The sequence below is a fragment of the Clavibacter sp. AC415 genome (assembly GCF_979252985.1).
The window spans coordinates 201,683-216,777 of the sequence record NZ_CEEDAR010000017.1; the positions used below are offsets into that span (position 1 = coordinate 201,683).

A 15,095-nucleotide genomic window follows, 5' to 3' on the forward strand; every position below is an offset into this window, starting at 1 on the left:
CGGGTAGCCCGAAAAGCACTCCATTGGTGGGGATTAGGGAGCGAACGGATAATGTGACCCCCACGGAGGTGCGGGATGCATCAGGGGGCGTGGGGCGGCAGGGTCCGCTCGGCGAGCCGCTGCACCGCCTCCGCTCCCGCTGGCGCCTCGCCCGGACTCCCGCAGGTCACCCTGCCGGGGACGATCCGATGATCGGCATCGAGGTGCTCGGCGGCTTCCGCGTCGCCGGACTCGGCGCCGACGATGCCGGGTCCGCCGTCCTCGACCCGACCGGCGCCGCCCTCTCCGACGGCACCCGGCGGCTGATCGCCGCCCTCGCCATCCGCACGCGTCCCGCCGACCGCGGCACCCTCGCCGCTCAGCTCTGGCCCGAGGCACGCGATGGGCGCGCCGCGTCGAGCCTGCGTTCCGCCATCGCCCGTCTCGGCTCCGGCGGGCGGGAGATAGTGGACTCCTCCTCCGGCGGACTGGAGCTGCACGACGCGGTCGCGGTCGATCTCCGCACGGCCCGGGCGATCGCGGGCCGCCTGCTCGAACCTCAGCACGACGCGCCGGACGACGACGACCTCTCCCCCGCGGCCATGCACCTCTTCAGCGCCGAGCTCCTGCCCGACTGGTTCGACGGCTGGCTGGAGCCGGCAGCCGAGGAGTGGCGCCACCTGCGGGTCAATGCGCTCGAGGCCCAGTCCGACGCGCTGCGCTTGCGCGCCCGCCTGCACGAGGCGGCGCGGGCAGCCCGCCGGGCGATCGACGTGGACCCCCTGCGGGAGACGGCCCAGCGCTGCCTCATCGCCGTCCACGTGGCCGCGGGCAACCAGTCCGACGCCCTGCGCGCCTACGCGGACTACCGCGCCCGCCTCGACCGCGAGGTGGGCCTGCAGCCGACGGCCATGCTCACGGAGCTCGTGTCCGGCCTGCGTCAGCGCACCGGACCCGTCGCCGTCCGCCGCATCGGCTGACGACCGACCGGACCCGGTCAGTCCCCCGCGAGCCGCTCCCAGAGGAACGCGTGGATGAGCGACTGCAGCCGCGCGGTCGCCGGGTTGTCGGCCGATCCGCCGTGCCCGCCGGCCGTGTTCTCGAAGTACCGCACGTCCTCGACGCCCGTCTCCTCCAGCAGCGCCACCATCTTCCGCGCCTGCACCGGCCCGACCCGGTCGTCGCTCGTCGCCGCGTAGACCAGGGTGGGCGGGTACGCGACCCCGGCACGGACGTTGTGGTAGGGCGAGAAGGTGCGGATGGACTCCCAGTCGGACGGCACGTCCGGGTCCCCGTACTCGGCGATCCACGACGCCCCCGCCGACAGCCGCGTGTAGCGCCGCATGTCGAGCAGCGGGACCCCGCAGACCACGGCGCCGAAGAGCTCCGGGTAGGTCGTGAGCATATTGCCGACCAGCAGTCCGCCGTTGCTCCGGCCCTCGCAGCCGAGGCGCGCGGGGACCGTGATGCCGCGCGCCACGAGGTCGCGGGCGACGGCCGCGAAGTCCTCGTAGGCGCGGTGGCGGTTGTGGCGGAGCGCCGCCCGGTGCCAGGCCGGCCCGTACTCGCCGCCGCCGCGGATGTTGGCGAGCACGTACACGCCGCCCCGTGCCAGCCAGCCGCGCCCGATGACGCCGCTGTAGGAGGGCAGCCGGCTATTCTCGAAGCCGCCGTAGCCCGACAGGAGCGCGGCGGCGGATCCGTCGAGCGGCAGGTCCCGCGGCCCCACCTGGAAGTAGGGCACGCGGGTGCCGTCGTCCGAGACGGCGAAGTGCTGGGCCACCTCGAGGTCCCGCGCGTCGAAGGACGCCGGCTGCTCCTTGACGGGTCGCGGGGCCCCTCCGCCCACCACGCCGTGCAGGAGCGTGGGCGGCGTGAGGAAGCCGGTGACGGCCAGCCAGTACTCGTCGGTCTCCCGGTCGGTCGCGACGACCGAGACGGATGCCAGCGGCGTCCCGACGCGCACGTCCTCCACCCGCCATCCGCCCGAGCCCGCGGCCGTCGGCGGCGTGAGGACGCGGATCCGGCTCGCCACGTCCTCGAGCAGCGTGAGCACGAGGTGCCCCGCCGTCCACGCCCAGTCCTCGAGGCTCCGCGACGACGTCGGGGCGAACAGCACCGCCACCTCGCGCGCCCCCGCGAGGAAGTCGTCGAGGCGCGCCGCCAGGAGCGACCCGGCGGGGTGCACGACGCCGCCGATCTCGGTGTCGGTGCGAGGCCGCAGCACGAGCCACTCGCGATGCAGGTCGACGTCGACGTCCTCCGCCACGTCGATGCGCACCGTGCCCGCGTCCGTCAGCAGGAGGGTGCGGGACGTGAAGAAGTCGGGCACCTCGCGCACCACGTCGCGCTCGAAGCCGGGCGTCGGGTCGTGCGTGACGTGCACGAGCATGTCCGTGGCGGCGACCGCGTGCACCTCCGGCGCATCGGCCAGCGCCTGTCCGCGGCTCCAGCGCCGCGCGGTGCGCGCGTAGGAGCTCTCCGTGAGGCTCCCGGGGCCGAAGTCGGTGCCGACGAAGACGGTGTCCCGGTCGATCCACGACACCATCGTCTTGGCCACCGGCACGAAGAACCCGTCCTCGACGAACCGGCCGGATGCCAGGTCGAGCTCGCGGACCGCGACGGCATCGCCGCCGTCGGGCGAGAGGGACACGAGCGCGCGGTCGCGGGCGGGCGTCAGCAGCTGCGCGCGCGCGAACTGCCAGGGGATGCCCTCCGCCTCGCCGAGCGCGTCGAGGTCGAGGAGCACCTCCCACTCGGGAGCGGGGGCCTCGAACTCGTCGAGCGTCGTGCGCCGCCAGAGGCCCTGGACGTGCTCGGCGTCGCGCCAGAGGTTGTAGAGGTGCTCGCCATGCCGCGTGACGTACGGGATGCGCTCGTCGGACTCCAGCACCTCGAGCAGCTCGCTCGTGAGGCCGGCCCGGGACTCCTCGGGGGACCGGGCCAGCGTCCGCTCGTTCTCGGCGCGGACCCAGGCGAGCGCCCGGTCGCCGTGGATCTCCTCCAGCCAGAGGAACGGGTCGTCGGGGGTCACGGTGTCACAGGCATCGGCGGTCATCCCCTCAGCCTACGGACGGCGTCAGGGCGATCCCCGGCTGGAGCACCGGCCGACGGCGTCCGGTGCCCGCGCTCATGGCGGGCTTTCGTCCCGCCGGATCAGGCCGCCGGCGCCAGGAACTCGTCCCAGCCGGGAGCGGGGCGCTCCATGCCGCTGACGACCCAGCCGCTGCCCTGCGGAGCGCGCGGCGGCGTGCGCAGCGCCCAGCCCATCTCCTCGGGCGTGCGATCGCTCTTGCGGTTGTTGCACGACAGGCAGCAGGCCACGAGGTTCTCCCAGGTGTCCGCCCCGCCGCGGGACCGGGGCATCACGTGGTCGATGGTGGTGGCGTTCCGTGCGCAGTACGCGCACCGGCCGCCGTCCCTCCGGAGGACCCCCCGGCGCGAGACGGGCACGCGGCGCGCGTGCGGGATCCGCACGTAGCGCGTGAGGAGGATGACCGACGGGCGGCCCCAGACGCCGCCGTTCCCGAGGATGGGGTGCTCCTCGTCCTGGGCGAGCATGGTGGCCTTGCCGCTCAGCACGAGCACGAGTGCCCGCTTGAACGACACGACGGCGAGCGGCTCGAAGCCCGCGTTGAGTACCAAGGTGCGCACGACATCCCTCTCAGACCGGCCTGGACGGCTTCCAGGAATCCGAATGAGGCGCCCCGCCCCCGGGGACACGCGAAGGCACCGCCGAATGCTCGGCGATGCCTCCTAGGAGAGCGGGTGACCGCTCGGGTGGACCAGGTGGATGCCCACCCGGGGATGGTGCCGGTGTCCGTGGCGCACGCGCGCATCCATGGTGCGGATGTCGCGTGCGGTGGTCATCGGGGCTCCCGGGCGGGTCGAGGGACGTCTCATCGCACAGGGTAGCCCAGGGCCCCCCGATTGTCCCGGGGAACGACGAAGGCCGGCGGCGCATCGCGGAGGATGCGTGCCGCCGGCCCGTCTCGGGTCGAGCTGGTGCGGGTCGTCAGCCGAGGAGGCGGACGAAGTGCACGTTCTGGCTCCAGATCGGGCGCTCCTTGACGTGGTCGCCGGGCTTCGGCGCGTCGATGAAGATGCCGTTGCCGGTGTAGATGCCGTCGTGGCTGAAGTCGTTCCAGACCACGATGTCGCCGGGCAGCGCCTCCGCGCGGGACACGACGCGGCCGGCGTTGTGCTGGGCGCGCACCGAGTGCGGCAGGTTCAGGCCGAACTGCGCGAACACGTACTTCACGAGGCCGGAGCAGTCGAAGCCGGCGGGGGTCTCGCCGCCGAAGACGTAGGGGACGCCGAGGTACTGGCGGGCCACGGCGGAGACGCCGGAGGCCGACGTGCCCTGGTAGATCGGGTTCGACGCGAGCTGGGTGGCGGATGCCCCCGTGTAGCTCGTAGCCGTGGACGCGAGCTGCGTGCGACGCTGCTCGGCGAGGGCGGCGCGCGCGGCGGCCGCCTTCTGCTCGTTGAGCTCGGCGACGGAGGTGGCGGTGAAGCCCTCCTCCTCGACCGGCGCCGACGAGGCGCTGTCGGCGGTGACGACCTGAGCGTTCGCCGCCGTGTAGTCCTGCAGCGAGGTGCCCTCGGCGCTGGTGGGGGTCTCGAGGGAGGATCCCGCGGCGTAGGCGGGGATGGCCATGACGCCGACCAGGCCGGTGACGAAGGTCATGACGACCGCGTTGGCGGCCTTGGTGCGGCGCGACCGGCCGGTGGGGGCCGGGCTCAGGCGGGGAGCCGGGGTCTGGAGGGTACGGGTCGCGGAGTCGCGACGGGGCCGGACGGCCTTCGCGTTCTCGGCGGCGCGGAGCTCGCGGCGAGTGGGCAGACGATCCATCCCGGGTGCGGGCGGTCGAGTCGGGTCGGACGGGTTCCCGACGGAACCGCTGATGTCACCATGGGCCAAGTTGTCAACCTCCTGCGTCTCGACGCCGGGCATGCTGGCGCCCCGTCCCTCCAAGGTCGTCGAGGGGTACACATGCAGGGGACGGGTGTCGAGACGCCCTGCACCGGGCCCGGAACCTCTGTGGTGGTCGGTCGGGCCTGTTCGAGAGTAAGCGACGGGCCCCCGTTTGTCATCCTGAGGGACCATATTGCTAACGAATCCGTAACGGCGGGCGTCATCCTCGGGGTGGATGCGCTACATAACCCCCGGTGGCACCGGCGTGGCGGCCGCGTGTGCCCAGTCCGGGGGTGGTCCGGTCGATCCTCCCCCTCGCGGGCCACCGGCGGCGGCCCCGGAGGACCTGGTCAGCGCTCCATGAAGATGTGCCCGGCGACCTCGAGCGGCAGCTCGAGTCCGGGACCCGCGCCGTCCACCCGCACGAGCACGTAGGCGCCCTCGCGGGAGAACGACCCGGTCGCACCCGGCAGAACGCCGGCCTGCTTCAGCTGGGAGAGGAGCTCCGGGTCGAACTGCACCGGCTCGCCGAGGCGGCGGATCACGCCGCGGGCCGGGGCGTCCTCCGTCGTCCCGAGCGACGCCTCCACGATGCTCACGACACCGGCCATGAAGGCCACCGCGGGTGAGTCGCCCAGCTCGTCGAGCCCGGGGATGGGGTTGCCGTACGGGGACTCGGTGGGGTGGCCGAGCAGGTCGAGGATCTTCCGCTCCACCTGCTCGCTCATCACGTGCTCCCAGCGGCAGGCCTCGTCGTGGACGAACTCCCACTCGAGGCCGATCACGTCGCTCAGCAGGCGCTCCGCGAGACGGTGCTTGCGCATCACGTGCACGGCCTTGCTGCGTCCCTCGGGCGTGAGCTCGAGGTGCCGGTCGCCGCTCACGACGACGAGCCCGTCGCGCTCCATGCGGGCGACGGTCTGCGAGACCGTGGGGCCCGAGTGCCCGAGGCGCTCGGAGATGCGCGCCCGCAGGGGGACGATGGCCTCCTCCTCGAGGTCGAGGATGGTGCGGAGGTACATCTCCGTCGTGTCCACGAGATCAGTCATCGGGCCTCCCTTGCGCCAGGGAACAGCCTACTTCCCCGGCTGCGCGATGACCGGCCCCGCGCCCCGGTATGCCCGCGGGCACGGCGGGGCGGTCCCCTAGCATTGCCGCATGCCGACCACGAAGATCCCCACCGAACTGCTGCCCCTCGACGGACGATTCGGCTGCGGCCCGTCCAAGGTCCGGCAGGCGCAGCTCGACCACCTCGCGCTCGCGGGCGCGCAGATCCTCGGCACCTCCCACCGCCAGGCCCCCGTCAAGGACATGGTGGGGCGGGTCCGCGCCGGCCTCTCCCGCCTCTTCCGCCTGCCCGACGGCTACGAGGTCGTGCTCGGCAACGGCGGGTCCACCGCCTTCTGGGACGCCGCGGCCTTCTCCCTCATCGAGCGCCGCAGCCAGAACCTCGTCTTCGGCGAGTTCGGCGGCAAGTTCGCCACCGCCGCGTCCGCGCCGTTCCTCGAGTCCCCCGACGTGATCCGCGCCGAGCCCGGCAGCCGCGCTGAGGCGGTGCCCGTGGAGGGCGTCGACGTCTACGCATGGCCGCACAACGAGACCTCCACCGGCGTCATGGCCCCCGTGACCCGGGTGCACGGCGATGCGGGCGCGCTGACGGTCGTCGACGCGACGAGCGCGGCCGGCGGAATCGACTTCGACGCCGCCCAGGCCGACGTCTACTACTTCGCCCCGCAGAAGAACCTCGCGAGCGACGGAGGGGTCTGGCTCGCCCTCTTCTCCCCGGCGGCCCTCGAGCGCGTGGACCGCATCGCGGCGTCGGGTCGGTGGATCCCGGAGTTCCTGAGCCTCAAGAACGCCGTCGACAACTCGCGCCTGGACCAGACGCTCAACACCCCGGCGCTCGCGACGCTCCTCATGCTGGAGGACCAGCTCGACTGGATCGAGAAGGCCGGCGGCCTGGGCTGGGCCGACGCCCGCACGCGGGAGTCGTCGTCCGTCCTCTACGAGTGGGCCGAGCGGGTGGACTACGCCCGCCCGTTCGTGTCCAACCCGGCGCACCGCTCGCAGGTCGTGGTGACCATCGACCTGGACGACGCGATCGATGCGGCGGGCGTCGCGAAGACGCTGCGCGCCAACGGCATCGTCGACACCGAGCCCTACCGGAAGCTCGGACGCAACCAGCTGCGCGTCGCCACCTTCACGGCCATCGAGCCGGACGACGTGCGCGCGCTCGTGCGCTGCATCGAGTTCGTCGTGGAGCACGGCGCGGGCTGATCCCCACCCGGGAGACGACGACGGCGGCGGTCCCCTTCGGGGCCGCCGCCGTCGTCGTGCGGGGTGCGGATCAGCGATCGGCGCCGTCGAAGCTCGTGTCGTCGTCGTCGTCGTCGTCGTCGTCATCATCATCGTCGTCGTCGTCATCGTCGCCGTCGTCGTCGTCGTGCTCCGCGGGGACGGCCTCGAAGTCGACGCCGTCCAGCACGTCGTCCGCGTCCTCGGCGTCCTCGGCAGCGTCGTCGTCCTCGTCGTCCTCGTCGTCGTCCTCGTCCTGGTCCTCGTCGGACTCCGCCGCCAAGCGCTCGGCCTCCTGCTCGGCCTCGACGCCCGCGAGCCGTGCGGACCACGGCAGCCACTCGGGCGACAGCAGCGCGCCCTCGCCGGGCATGAGCTCGGCCTCGAGCACGGTGGGAGCGGCGTCCTCGACGCGCGCGAGGGTCACCGTCCAGTACCACCCGGGGTAGCCGGGCATGGTGTTCGCGAAGAGGAGCGAGAGCACGCGATCGCCCTCGACGATCGAGCCGGCGGGCTCGCCGACGGTGTCGTCGGGCGTGATCTCCCGCAGCGCCGCCCGGGCGAGGTCGACGGCGGCGAGCAGCTCCGGGTCCGCCACGGGCGGCTCGGCGTGCGCGGACTCTGCCTCCGCCGCCGGGGCGGGCGCCGCCGACGTGGAGTCCTCGTGCTCGACCGTCAGCGCAGCAGGGCCGGCCGCGCCGTCGACGGCAGCGTCGCCGGCCGTCGTATCATCCACGGACAGTTCGTCGACCGTCGCACCGTCGATCGTCGCACCCTCATCTGCCGCGCCCTCGATCGTCGCGTCGTCGTCCCCGCGGTCAGGCATCGAGCTCCTCCGCGACCCGGCGCAGCATCGCCGCGATCTTGCGGCCGTGCGCCTCGTCCGGGTACCGGCCGCGCTTGAGGTTGGCGCCGATCCCGTCGAGCACCTTGACGAGGTCCTCGACGATGACGGCCATGTCGTCGGCGGGCTTGCGGGACATGCGCGCGAGCGAGGGCGGGGCGTCGAGGATCCGGGCGGACAGGGCCTGAGCGCCGCGCTTCCCGTCCGCGATGCCGAACTCGAGCCGCGTACCGGCCTTGACCCCGGCGACGCCCGAGGGGAGGGCGGACGCGTGCAGGAATACCTCCTGGCCGTCGTCCGAGCTGATGAACCCGAACCCCTTGTCCTCGTCGTAGAACTTGACCTTGCCGGTGGGCATGCGATCCTCTTCCTCCGCCCCGGGCGGGGCTCGATGTGCGGGTGGACGCATCAGTCTATTCGGCAGGTGCTGCGACGACCCGGGCGTCCGGAGCCGCCTCCGCGCGTCCGGCCGCCCTGCGCGCGCGACGCGCCCGGGCGCAGCCCACGGCGTAGTCTGGACGGATGGCATCCGACACCGCACCGAGCGAGGGACGGGCCGAGCGCATCCTCGCCTACATGCTGGCCGGCATCCTCCTCATCGCCGTGCTCAGCATCGTCGCGATCCTGCTGGCACCCCTCATCGCCGTCGACGCGTCGCAGTACAGCACGCCCGTGTGGCAGGTCATCCTCCTGCTCCCGGCGGTGGGCATCCCGCTCGCCGCGCTCCTCTTCATCGCGATCCTCATCATCAGCGTCCGCCGTCGTCGCCGCATGGACGGCACGTCCCGCTAGCGGGACGACCATGACCGACGCCCTGGTGCTCGCGTCGCGGCTGCGCGCCCTCGACGACGCGGCGCTCGCCGCACTCGTGCGCGACCGCGGCGTCGAGTCGACGCGCGTCGCGGACGTCTTCGACCTCGCCGACGCGCTGCTCGGGCCCGACGCCGTGGCCTCCGCGCTCGAGCAGCTCGACCGCACCGCCCTGGCCGTCCTCGCGGTGGCGTGCGCCGACGGCGCCGCCACCCGCCCGGTCCCCCTCCCCGCGGTCCGCGCATCACTCGCCCGGCGCTCCGGGGAGGACCCCGTCGACGCGCAGGAGATCACGGATGCGGCGGCCCGGGCCGCCGCGACGCTCCTCGCCGACCTCGACGACGACGGCATCGCGGTGCATCCGGAGGTCGCCGCCGCGCTCGCCTCCTGGCCCGGGGCCGGCCTCCCGGGGGTCGACGAGCTCGCTCACCTCGCCCCGCCCGCCCCCCTCGCGGCCGTGCCCCGCGTCGACGCCGACGAGGTCGACCGCCACGCCGGCGAGAGCGCGTTCGGCTCCGTGGTCGCCGTCGCGGCCCTCGTGGACGAGCTCGTGCGGGGACCGGCCCGCGAGCTCAGCCGCGGCGGCATGTCCCTGCCCGACGCGCGTCGGCTTGCCGCCGCCGTCGGCGCCGACCTCGACGACGTGCCCGTCCTCCTCTCCATCGCCGACCGCGCCGGCCTGGTGGCCCGCACGGGCAACACGTGGAACGCGACGGCGGAGTCCGCGTCGTGGTCCGGACGGCCGACGGCCGAGCGCTGGGAGGCGCTGGCCGCGTCGTGGCTCGACGCCCTGACGCCGGCGACGCGCGGCATCCTGTCCGAGCGCGCGGACACCTCGTGGGGGGCGGGCCTCGTCGACGGCGTGCTCTGGCGGTTCCCCGGAGGATCCGCCTGGATCGGCGAGCGCATCACCGCCTTCACCCGCGACGCGGGCCTCCTCGGCATCACGACGGGAGACGTCCCGAGCTCCGCCGGCCGGGCGCTGCTCACCTCGGGAGCGGAGGAGGCAGCCGCCGCCCTCGGTCCGCACCTGCCCGCCGAGGTCGACCGGGTGTACCTGCAGCACGACCTCACCGTGATCTCGCCCGGACCGCTGGATCCCACCGTGGAGTCGCGCCTCCTCGCCGTCGCCGACGCGGAGGGCCGGGGCCTCGCGGCGAGCTACCGCATCTCCGCCGAGTCCGTCACGCGCGCCCTCGCCGCGGGCGGCACGGCGGACGGCATACGCGCGTTCCTCACGGGCGTCTCGCTGACCGGGATCCCGCAGCCGCTCGACTACCTCCTCGATGAGACCGCCGGGCGCTTCGGGCGCCTCCGCGTCCGGCCCGCCGCGCCGTCGCACGCCGCGTCAGCGGATGCCCGCACCGCCGTCGTCTCGGAGGACGCCGCGCTCCTCGCCACCCTCCTCGTCGACCGGGACCTCGCGCCGCTGCGGCTCGTGCGCGCCGGGAACGACGTGCTCACGTCGACGGCGCCGCCGGAGGCCGTCGAGCGCGCGCTCGCGGGAGCCCGCCTCGCTCCCGTCCGGGAGGACGTCGACGGCCGCCGCATCGCGCCCGAGACGCGCACCGCGCCGATGGCCGCCGCGGCCGACCCCGAGCCGGACGCCGCCGACGTCCTGGTCGCCCGCGTCCGCGCCGCGGCCGGGCCCGAGGACGGCGCCGCCTGGACGGCCCGCCAGCTCGAGGCGGCGATCCGCGCCAAGGCCGTGCTCCGCGTCCGGGTCCGCATGCCGGACGGCCGCGAGGTGGACCACGTGCTCGAGCCCGCCAGCGTGGCCGGCGGGCGCCTCCGCGCCCGCGACCGCGTGGCGGACGTCGAGCGCACCCTCCCCCTCTCGAGCATCGTCTCGATCGCTCCCGGGCCGACGGCCCCGTGAGCACGCCTAAGCTGGCGGGCGTGTCCGACGGCCCCCTGATCGTCCAGAGCGACCGCACCGTCCTCCTGGAGGTCGCCCATGCGGACGCCGAGGACGCGCGTCACGACCTCGCGGTGTTCGCGGAGCTGGAGCGGGCGCCGGAGCACATCCACACGTACCGGATCACCCGCCTCGGCCTCTGGAACGCGCGCGCGGCCGGCCACACTGCCGAGGACATGCTCGCCACCCTCGAGCGCTACTCCCGCTTCCCCGTGCCCCAGTCGGTCACGGTGGACGTCACCGACACGGTGGGCCGCTACGGCCGGCTCGTCATCGGCCGTGACGCGGAGGGGGAGCTCCAGATCTCCAGCACCGAGTCGGCGGTGCTGTCGGAGATCGCGAGCGCCCGTCGCATCGCCCCCCTGCTCATCGAGCGCATCGACGCGTCCACGTACCGCGTGCAGGCGTGGGCGCGGGGCCAGCTCAAGCAGGAGCTCGTGAAGATCGGCTGGCCCGCGGAGGACCTGGCCGGCTACACGCCGGGCACGCCCCACGACATGTCGCTCGTCGAGGACGGCTGGACGCTGCGCGACTACCAGACGGACGCGGTCGACCACTTCCTCGACGGCGGATCCGGCGTCGTCGTGCTCCCCTGCGGCGCCGGCAAGACGCTCGTCGGCGCCGCGGCCATGGCGAGGGCGAAGACCACGACGCTGATCCTCGTCACGAACACGGTGTCGGCCCGGCAGTGGCGCTCGGAGCTGCTGAAGCGCACCACGCTCACCGAGGACGAGATCGGCGAGTACTCGGGGCAGTCCCGGGAGGTGAAGCCCGTCACCATCGCGACCTACCAGATCCTCACCGCGAAGCGGAAGGGCGAGTACGCCCACCTCGCGCTGCTCGACGCGCTCGACTGGGGCCTCGTGGTCTACGACGAGGTGCACCTGCTGCCCGCCCCCGTGTTCAAGCTCACCGCGGACCTGCAGGCGCGGCGGCGCCTCGGGCTCACGGCCACGCTCGTGCGGGAGGACGGCCGCGAGGGCGACGTCTTCAGCCTCATCGGCCCGAAGCGGTTCGACGCGCCCTGGAAGGAGATCGAGGCCCAGGGCTTCATCTCCCCCGCCGAGTGCTTCGAGGTGCGCATCGACCTGCCCGACGACCAACGGCTCGTCTACGCGGCCGCGGCCGACGACGAGCGCTACCGCCTGGCCGCGACGGCTCCCGCGAAGCTCGAGGTGACGCGCGCGCTGGTCGAGCGCCACCGGGGGAGAGCATCCTCGTGATCGGCCAGTACCTCGAGCAGATCGACGAGCTGGCGGAGGCCCTCGGCGCCCCCAAGCTCACGGGCGCGACTCCCGTCGCCGAGCGGGAGCGGCTCTACCAGTCGTTCCGCGACGGCACGGACCGGGTCCTCGTCGTCAGCAAGGTCGCCAACTTCTCCGTGGACCTGCCCGACGCGACCGTCGCGATCCAGGTGTCGGGGTCGTACGGCTCGCGGCAGGAGGAGGCGCAGCGGCTCGGACGGCTCCTGCGTCCGGAGGCCTCGGGCCGGTCCGCGAGCTTCTACACGCTCGTCTCCCGCGACACGGTCGACCAGGACTTCGCGCAGAACCGGCAGCGGTTCCTCGCGGAGCAGGGGTACGCCTACACGATCCTCGACGCCGCCGGCATCGCGGGCGTCGCGGCGGACTAGCCGCCGGGCTCGGCGCACGCCGGCACGGTCACCACGCCACCATTGTCCAGCCCGCTCCCAGCGAGTGCGCAGATACTTCTTCCCATGAGCGATGGCCCGAAGATCCTTATCGTCGATGACGAGCCCAACATCCGCGACCTGCTGACCACGAGCCTGCGGTTCGCCGGCTTCGCGGTCCGCGCCGTCGGCAACGGCGCCCAGGCCATCTCCGCTGTGCTCGAGGAGGAGCCCGACCTCATCATCCTCGACGTGATGCTCCCCGACATGAACGGCTTCGGCGTCACCAAGCGCCTCCGCGCGGCGGGCTACACGGCGCCCATCCTCTTCCTCACGGCGAAGGACGACACCGAGGACAAGATCACGGGCCTCACGGTGGGCGGCGACGACTACGTCACCAAGCCGTTCAGCCTCGACGAGATCGTCGCCCGCATCAAGGCGATCCTCCGCCGCACCATGCACGCCGACGAGGACGCGATCATCCGCGCCGGCGAGCTGACCATGGACCAGGACACGCACGAGGTCCTCGTCGGCGAGGAGCCCATCGAGCTGAGCCCCACCGAGTTCAAGCTCCTGCGCTACCTCATGCTCAACCCGAACCGCGTGCTCTCCAAGGCCCAGATCCTCGACCACGTGTGGGAGTACGACTTCAACGGCGACGCCGGCATCGTGGAGTCCTACATCTCCTACCTCCGCCGGAAGCTCGACCAGCACTCCTCGGAGCCGGTGATCCAGACCAAGCGCGGGTTCGGCTACATGCTGAAGGCCGCCAAGTCCTGACCCCGGGACCGCGTGAGCGGACCCGCACCGCGGATCGGCCGGATGCCCCACGGGCACCCGGCCGATCGCACATCCGGCGTCGCATATCCTCATGACGACACGGTCACGATGACGGGAACACGAGGTGCGGCCAGTGCACGACTACGTCTCGGAGAAGTGGAACAACGTCTCCCTCCGCACGAAGATCACGAGCGTCACGGTCCTCCTCCTCCTGCTGGGCCTCCTCGTCTCCGGCGCCGGCACCATGTACCTGCTCCGGCAGCAGATGGTCAACCAGATGGACGCGTCCCTCCGGGTCTCCATCACGCAGCTCCCCAAGGTGCTCGGCACCGAGCCCACCTCCCCCGACACCTTCACCCAGGACGACGTGAAGACGGCCGACCCGACGCTGTTCGTGGTCCTCCTCGACGCGCAGGGCGACGTCATCGCGGACAACTGGAACGGCGACTCCGCCGAGCACCCCCGCGTCTTCGGGCTGGACCTCGCGCAGGCCTCGCAGGTCAACAACGAGATCGTCGTCTTCTCGGACAACTCCGGGCAGAAGTCCTGGCACGGCATCGTCCGCGTCTCCCAGAACGCATCCCCCGACGCCACGGAGTACTCGACGCTGGTCGTCGCGCGCCCGCTCGAGGAGGTCGACGACCTCGTCGCCACCTACATCGTGATCTTCGCGAGCTTCGGCCTCGCGGTGGTGGTCCTCGGCGCGGCGGTCACGCGCATGCTGGTGACCAGCACGTTCGGCCCGCTCCGCGAGGTGGAGCGCACGGCGGCGGCCATCGCCGGCGGCGACTTCAGCCAGCGCCTCGGCGGCGCGACCCCGAACACCGAGGTGGGCCGCCTGAACCGCTCCCTCAACATGATGCTCAGCCGCATCGACCGCGCGTTCGCCGACCGCGCCAAGACCATCGACCAGATGCGGCGCTTCGTCGGCGACGCCAGCCACGAGCTCCGCACCCCGCTCGTCTCCGTCCGCGGCTACGCCGAGCTCTACCGGATGGGGGCCCTGCAGACGCCCGAGGACGTCACCCAGGCGATGGAGCGCATCGAGAAGGAGGCCATCCGCATGGGCGGCCTGGTGGAGGACCTCCTCGAGCTCGCCCGCCTCGACGAGACCAAGCCGCTGCAGCTGGCCCCCGTCGACCTCTACCCCATCGCCCGCGACGCGGCACTCGACGCCATGGCCTCCTCGCAGACGCGCACCGTCACGGCCCTGCCGCCCGTCCTCGTGAACCCCGTCGGCCCGATCCTCGACGCCGACGGCCTGGAGCTCACCCAGGAGATGACGCAGGAGTCGCTCCGCGGCACCGGTCCCGTGACGAGCAGCGACGTGACGGGACCCATCGCCTTCGCCGGGGCCACGCTCTCCCGACTGCGGGCGCGCCGCCTCCGCCGTCCCGGCGAGACGGCGACAGACGCCCTGGCCCCGACCCGCGCCGGGGATGGCGACGGCCCCGCACCTACCGAGGGCTTCGCGATGGTCTCGGCGGAGGAGAACAAGATCCGCCAGGTCGTGACCAACCTCATCGGCAACGCGGTGCGCTTCACGCCCGCCGGCAGCCCGATCGAGCTCGCCACGGTCGTCGACGAGGCCGCCCGCGAGGCCCGCATCGAGGTGCGCGACCACGGCGACGGCGTGCCCCCGCAGATCCGCGAGAAGATCTTCCAGCGCTTCTGGCGCGCCGACACCTCGCGCACCCGCGAGACCGGCGGCAGCGGTCTGGGTCTCGCCATCGTCTCCGCCATCGTCGCCGCGCACCGCGGCCGGGTGGACGTCGTCGAGACCGAGGGCGGAGGTGCGACGTTCCGGGTCATCCTGCCGCTCCTCCCCAGCCCCGAGGCGCCCGCGGCGTCCACGCAGCCGGCTCCGGCGACGCCCTCGTCCTGACCCCGCCGTAGCCTCCGCCCGTCCGTCGACGAAGAG

The 15,095-nt window shown here is 73.2% G+C and carries 12 protein-coding genes and 1 pseudogene; 7 read left to right on the plus strand and 6 right to left on the minus strand.

Annotated features, from left to right (window positions below; translation table 11 throughout):
* Nucleotides 1–188 precede the first annotated feature (188 nt).
* The gene (locus ACZ411_RS10350; RefSeq protein ID WP_104290476.1) at nt 189–959 is read left to right on the plus strand and encodes an AfsR/SARP family transcriptional regulator; all 771 of its coding nucleotides are present in this window, start codon (nt 189–191) and stop codon (nt 957–959) included.
* Nucleotides 960–976: 17 nt separating this feature from the next.
* On the opposite strand, the gene ACZ411_RS10355 is transcribed toward ACZ411_RS10350, so the two are convergent.
* The 4 genes from ACZ411_RS10355 to ACZ411_RS10370 form a co-directional block, all read right to left on the minus strand.
* The gene (locus tag ACZ411_RS10355) at nt 977–3,037 is read right to left on the minus strand and encodes a prolyl oligopeptidase family serine peptidase (protein WP_464170411.1); all 2,061 of its coding nucleotides are present in this window, start codon (nt 3,035–3,037) and stop codon (nt 977–979) included.
* Nucleotides 3,038–3,135: 98 nt separating this feature from the next.
* The gene (locus ACZ411_RS10360; protein WP_094116496.1) at nt 3,136–3,633 is read right to left on the minus strand and encodes an HNH endonuclease; all 498 of its coding nucleotides are present in this window, start codon (nt 3,631–3,633) and stop codon (nt 3,136–3,138) included.
* Nucleotides 3,634–3,994: 361 nt separating this feature from the next.
* Nucleotides 3,995–4,834 (minus strand): C40 family peptidase, encoded by an 840-nt coding sequence (locus ACZ411_RS10365; RefSeq protein ID WP_262404248.1) that lies wholly within the window; start codon nt 4,832–4,834, stop codon nt 3,995–3,997.
* Nucleotides 4,835–5,247: 413 nt separating this feature from the next.
* Nucleotides 5,248–5,946, minus strand: coding sequence for a metal-dependent transcriptional regulator (locus ACZ411_RS10370; protein ID WP_094116498.1), 699 nt, complete (start codon nt 5,944–5,946; stop codon nt 5,248–5,250).
* Nucleotides 5,947–6,055: 109 nt separating this feature from the next.
* On the opposite strand from ACZ411_RS10370, the gene serC reads away from it, so the two are divergent.
* On the plus strand, nt 6,056–7,174 hold the full coding sequence (serC, locus tag ACZ411_RS10375) for a phosphoserine transaminase (protein WP_464170416.1): 1,119 nt from the start codon (nt 6,056–6,058) through the stop codon (nt 7,172–7,174).
* Between the two features lie 70 nt (nt 7,175–7,244).
* Here the strand turns inward: serC and ACZ411_RS10380 are convergent, their stop codons facing one another.
* A complete protein-coding gene (locus ACZ411_RS10380; RefSeq protein ID WP_464170418.1) occupies nt 7,245–7,928 on the minus strand; it encodes a DUF3027 domain-containing protein in 684 nt (227 codons plus the stop codon).
* An 82-nt stretch (nt 7,929–8,010) separates the two neighbouring features.
* Entirely contained in the window at nt 8,011–8,394 is a 384-nt protein-coding gene (locus ACZ411_RS10385; RefSeq protein ID WP_094116501.1) for a cold-shock protein, read from the minus strand.
* Nucleotides 8,395–8,558: 164 nt separating this feature from the next.
* On the opposite strand from ACZ411_RS10385, the gene ACZ411_RS10390 reads away from it, so the two are divergent.
* The 5 genes and pseudogenes from ACZ411_RS10390 to ACZ411_RS10410 all read left to right on the plus strand — a co-directional run bounded on the left by ACZ411_RS10390 (nt 8,559) and on the right by ACZ411_RS10410 (nt 15,059).
* Nucleotides 8,559–8,828, plus strand: a complete 270-nt coding sequence (locus ACZ411_RS10390; protein WP_094116502.1) for a hypothetical protein — start codon at nt 8,559–8,561, stop codon at nt 8,826–8,828.
* Nucleotides 8,829–8,838: 10 nt separating this feature from the next.
* Nucleotides 8,839–10,725 (plus strand): helicase-associated domain-containing protein, encoded by a 1,887-nt coding sequence (locus ACZ411_RS10395; protein WP_464170421.1) that lies wholly within the window; start codon nt 8,839–8,841, stop codon nt 10,723–10,725.
* A gap of 20 nt (nt 10,726–10,745) precedes the next feature.
* Nucleotides 10,746–12,397, plus strand: a pseudogene (locus ACZ411_RS10400) (DNA repair helicase XPB).
* 84 nt (nt 12,398–12,481) lie between these two features.
* The gene (locus ACZ411_RS10405; protein WP_012039163.1) at nt 12,482–13,174 is read left to right on the plus strand and encodes a response regulator transcription factor; all 693 of its coding nucleotides are present in this window, start codon (nt 12,482–12,484) and stop codon (nt 13,172–13,174) included.
* 124 nt (nt 13,175–13,298) lie between these two features.
* Nucleotides 13,299–15,059: a sensor histidine kinase gene (locus tag ACZ411_RS10410; protein WP_464170432.1), complete on the plus strand. Its 1,761-nt coding sequence runs from the start codon at nt 13,299–13,301 to the stop codon at nt 15,057–15,059.
* Nucleotides 15,060–15,095 lie beyond the last annotated feature (36 nt).

Bases quoted from the DNA above. Each gene is read 5' to 3' on its own strand.
- ACZ411_RS10395 (WP_464170421.1), top strand. From the start codon at position 8,839: ATGACCGACGCCCTGGTGCTCGCGTCGCGGCTGCGCGCCCTCGACGAC.
- ACZ411_RS10390 (WP_094116502.1), top strand. From the start codon at position 8,559: ATGGCATCCGACACCGCACCGAGCGAGGGACGGGCCGAGCGCATCCTC.
- ACZ411_RS10365 (WP_262404248.1), bottom strand. From the start codon at position 4,834: ATGGATCGTCTGCCCACTCGCCGCGAGCTCCGCGCCGCCGAGAACGCG.
- ACZ411_RS10370 (WP_094116498.1), bottom strand. From the start codon at position 5,946: ATGACTGATCTCGTGGACACGACGGAGATGTACCTCCGCACCATCCTC.
- ACZ411_RS10385 (WP_094116501.1), bottom strand. From the start codon at position 8,394: ATGCCCACCGGCAAGGTCAAGTTCTACGACGAGGACAAGGGGTTCGGG.
- ACZ411_RS10350 (WP_104290476.1), top strand. From the start codon at position 189: ATGATCGGCATCGAGGTGCTCGGCGGCTTCCGCGTCGCCGGACTCGGC.
- ACZ411_RS10405 (WP_012039163.1), top strand. From the start codon at position 12,482: ATGAGCGATGGCCCGAAGATCCTTATCGTCGATGACGAGCCCAACATC.
- ACZ411_RS10355 (WP_464170411.1), bottom strand. From the start codon at position 3,037: ATGACCGCCGATGCCTGTGACACCGTGACCCCCGACGACCCGTTCCTC.
- serC (WP_464170416.1), top strand. From the start codon at position 6,056: ATGCCGACCACGAAGATCCCCACCGAACTGCTGCCCCTCGACGGACGA.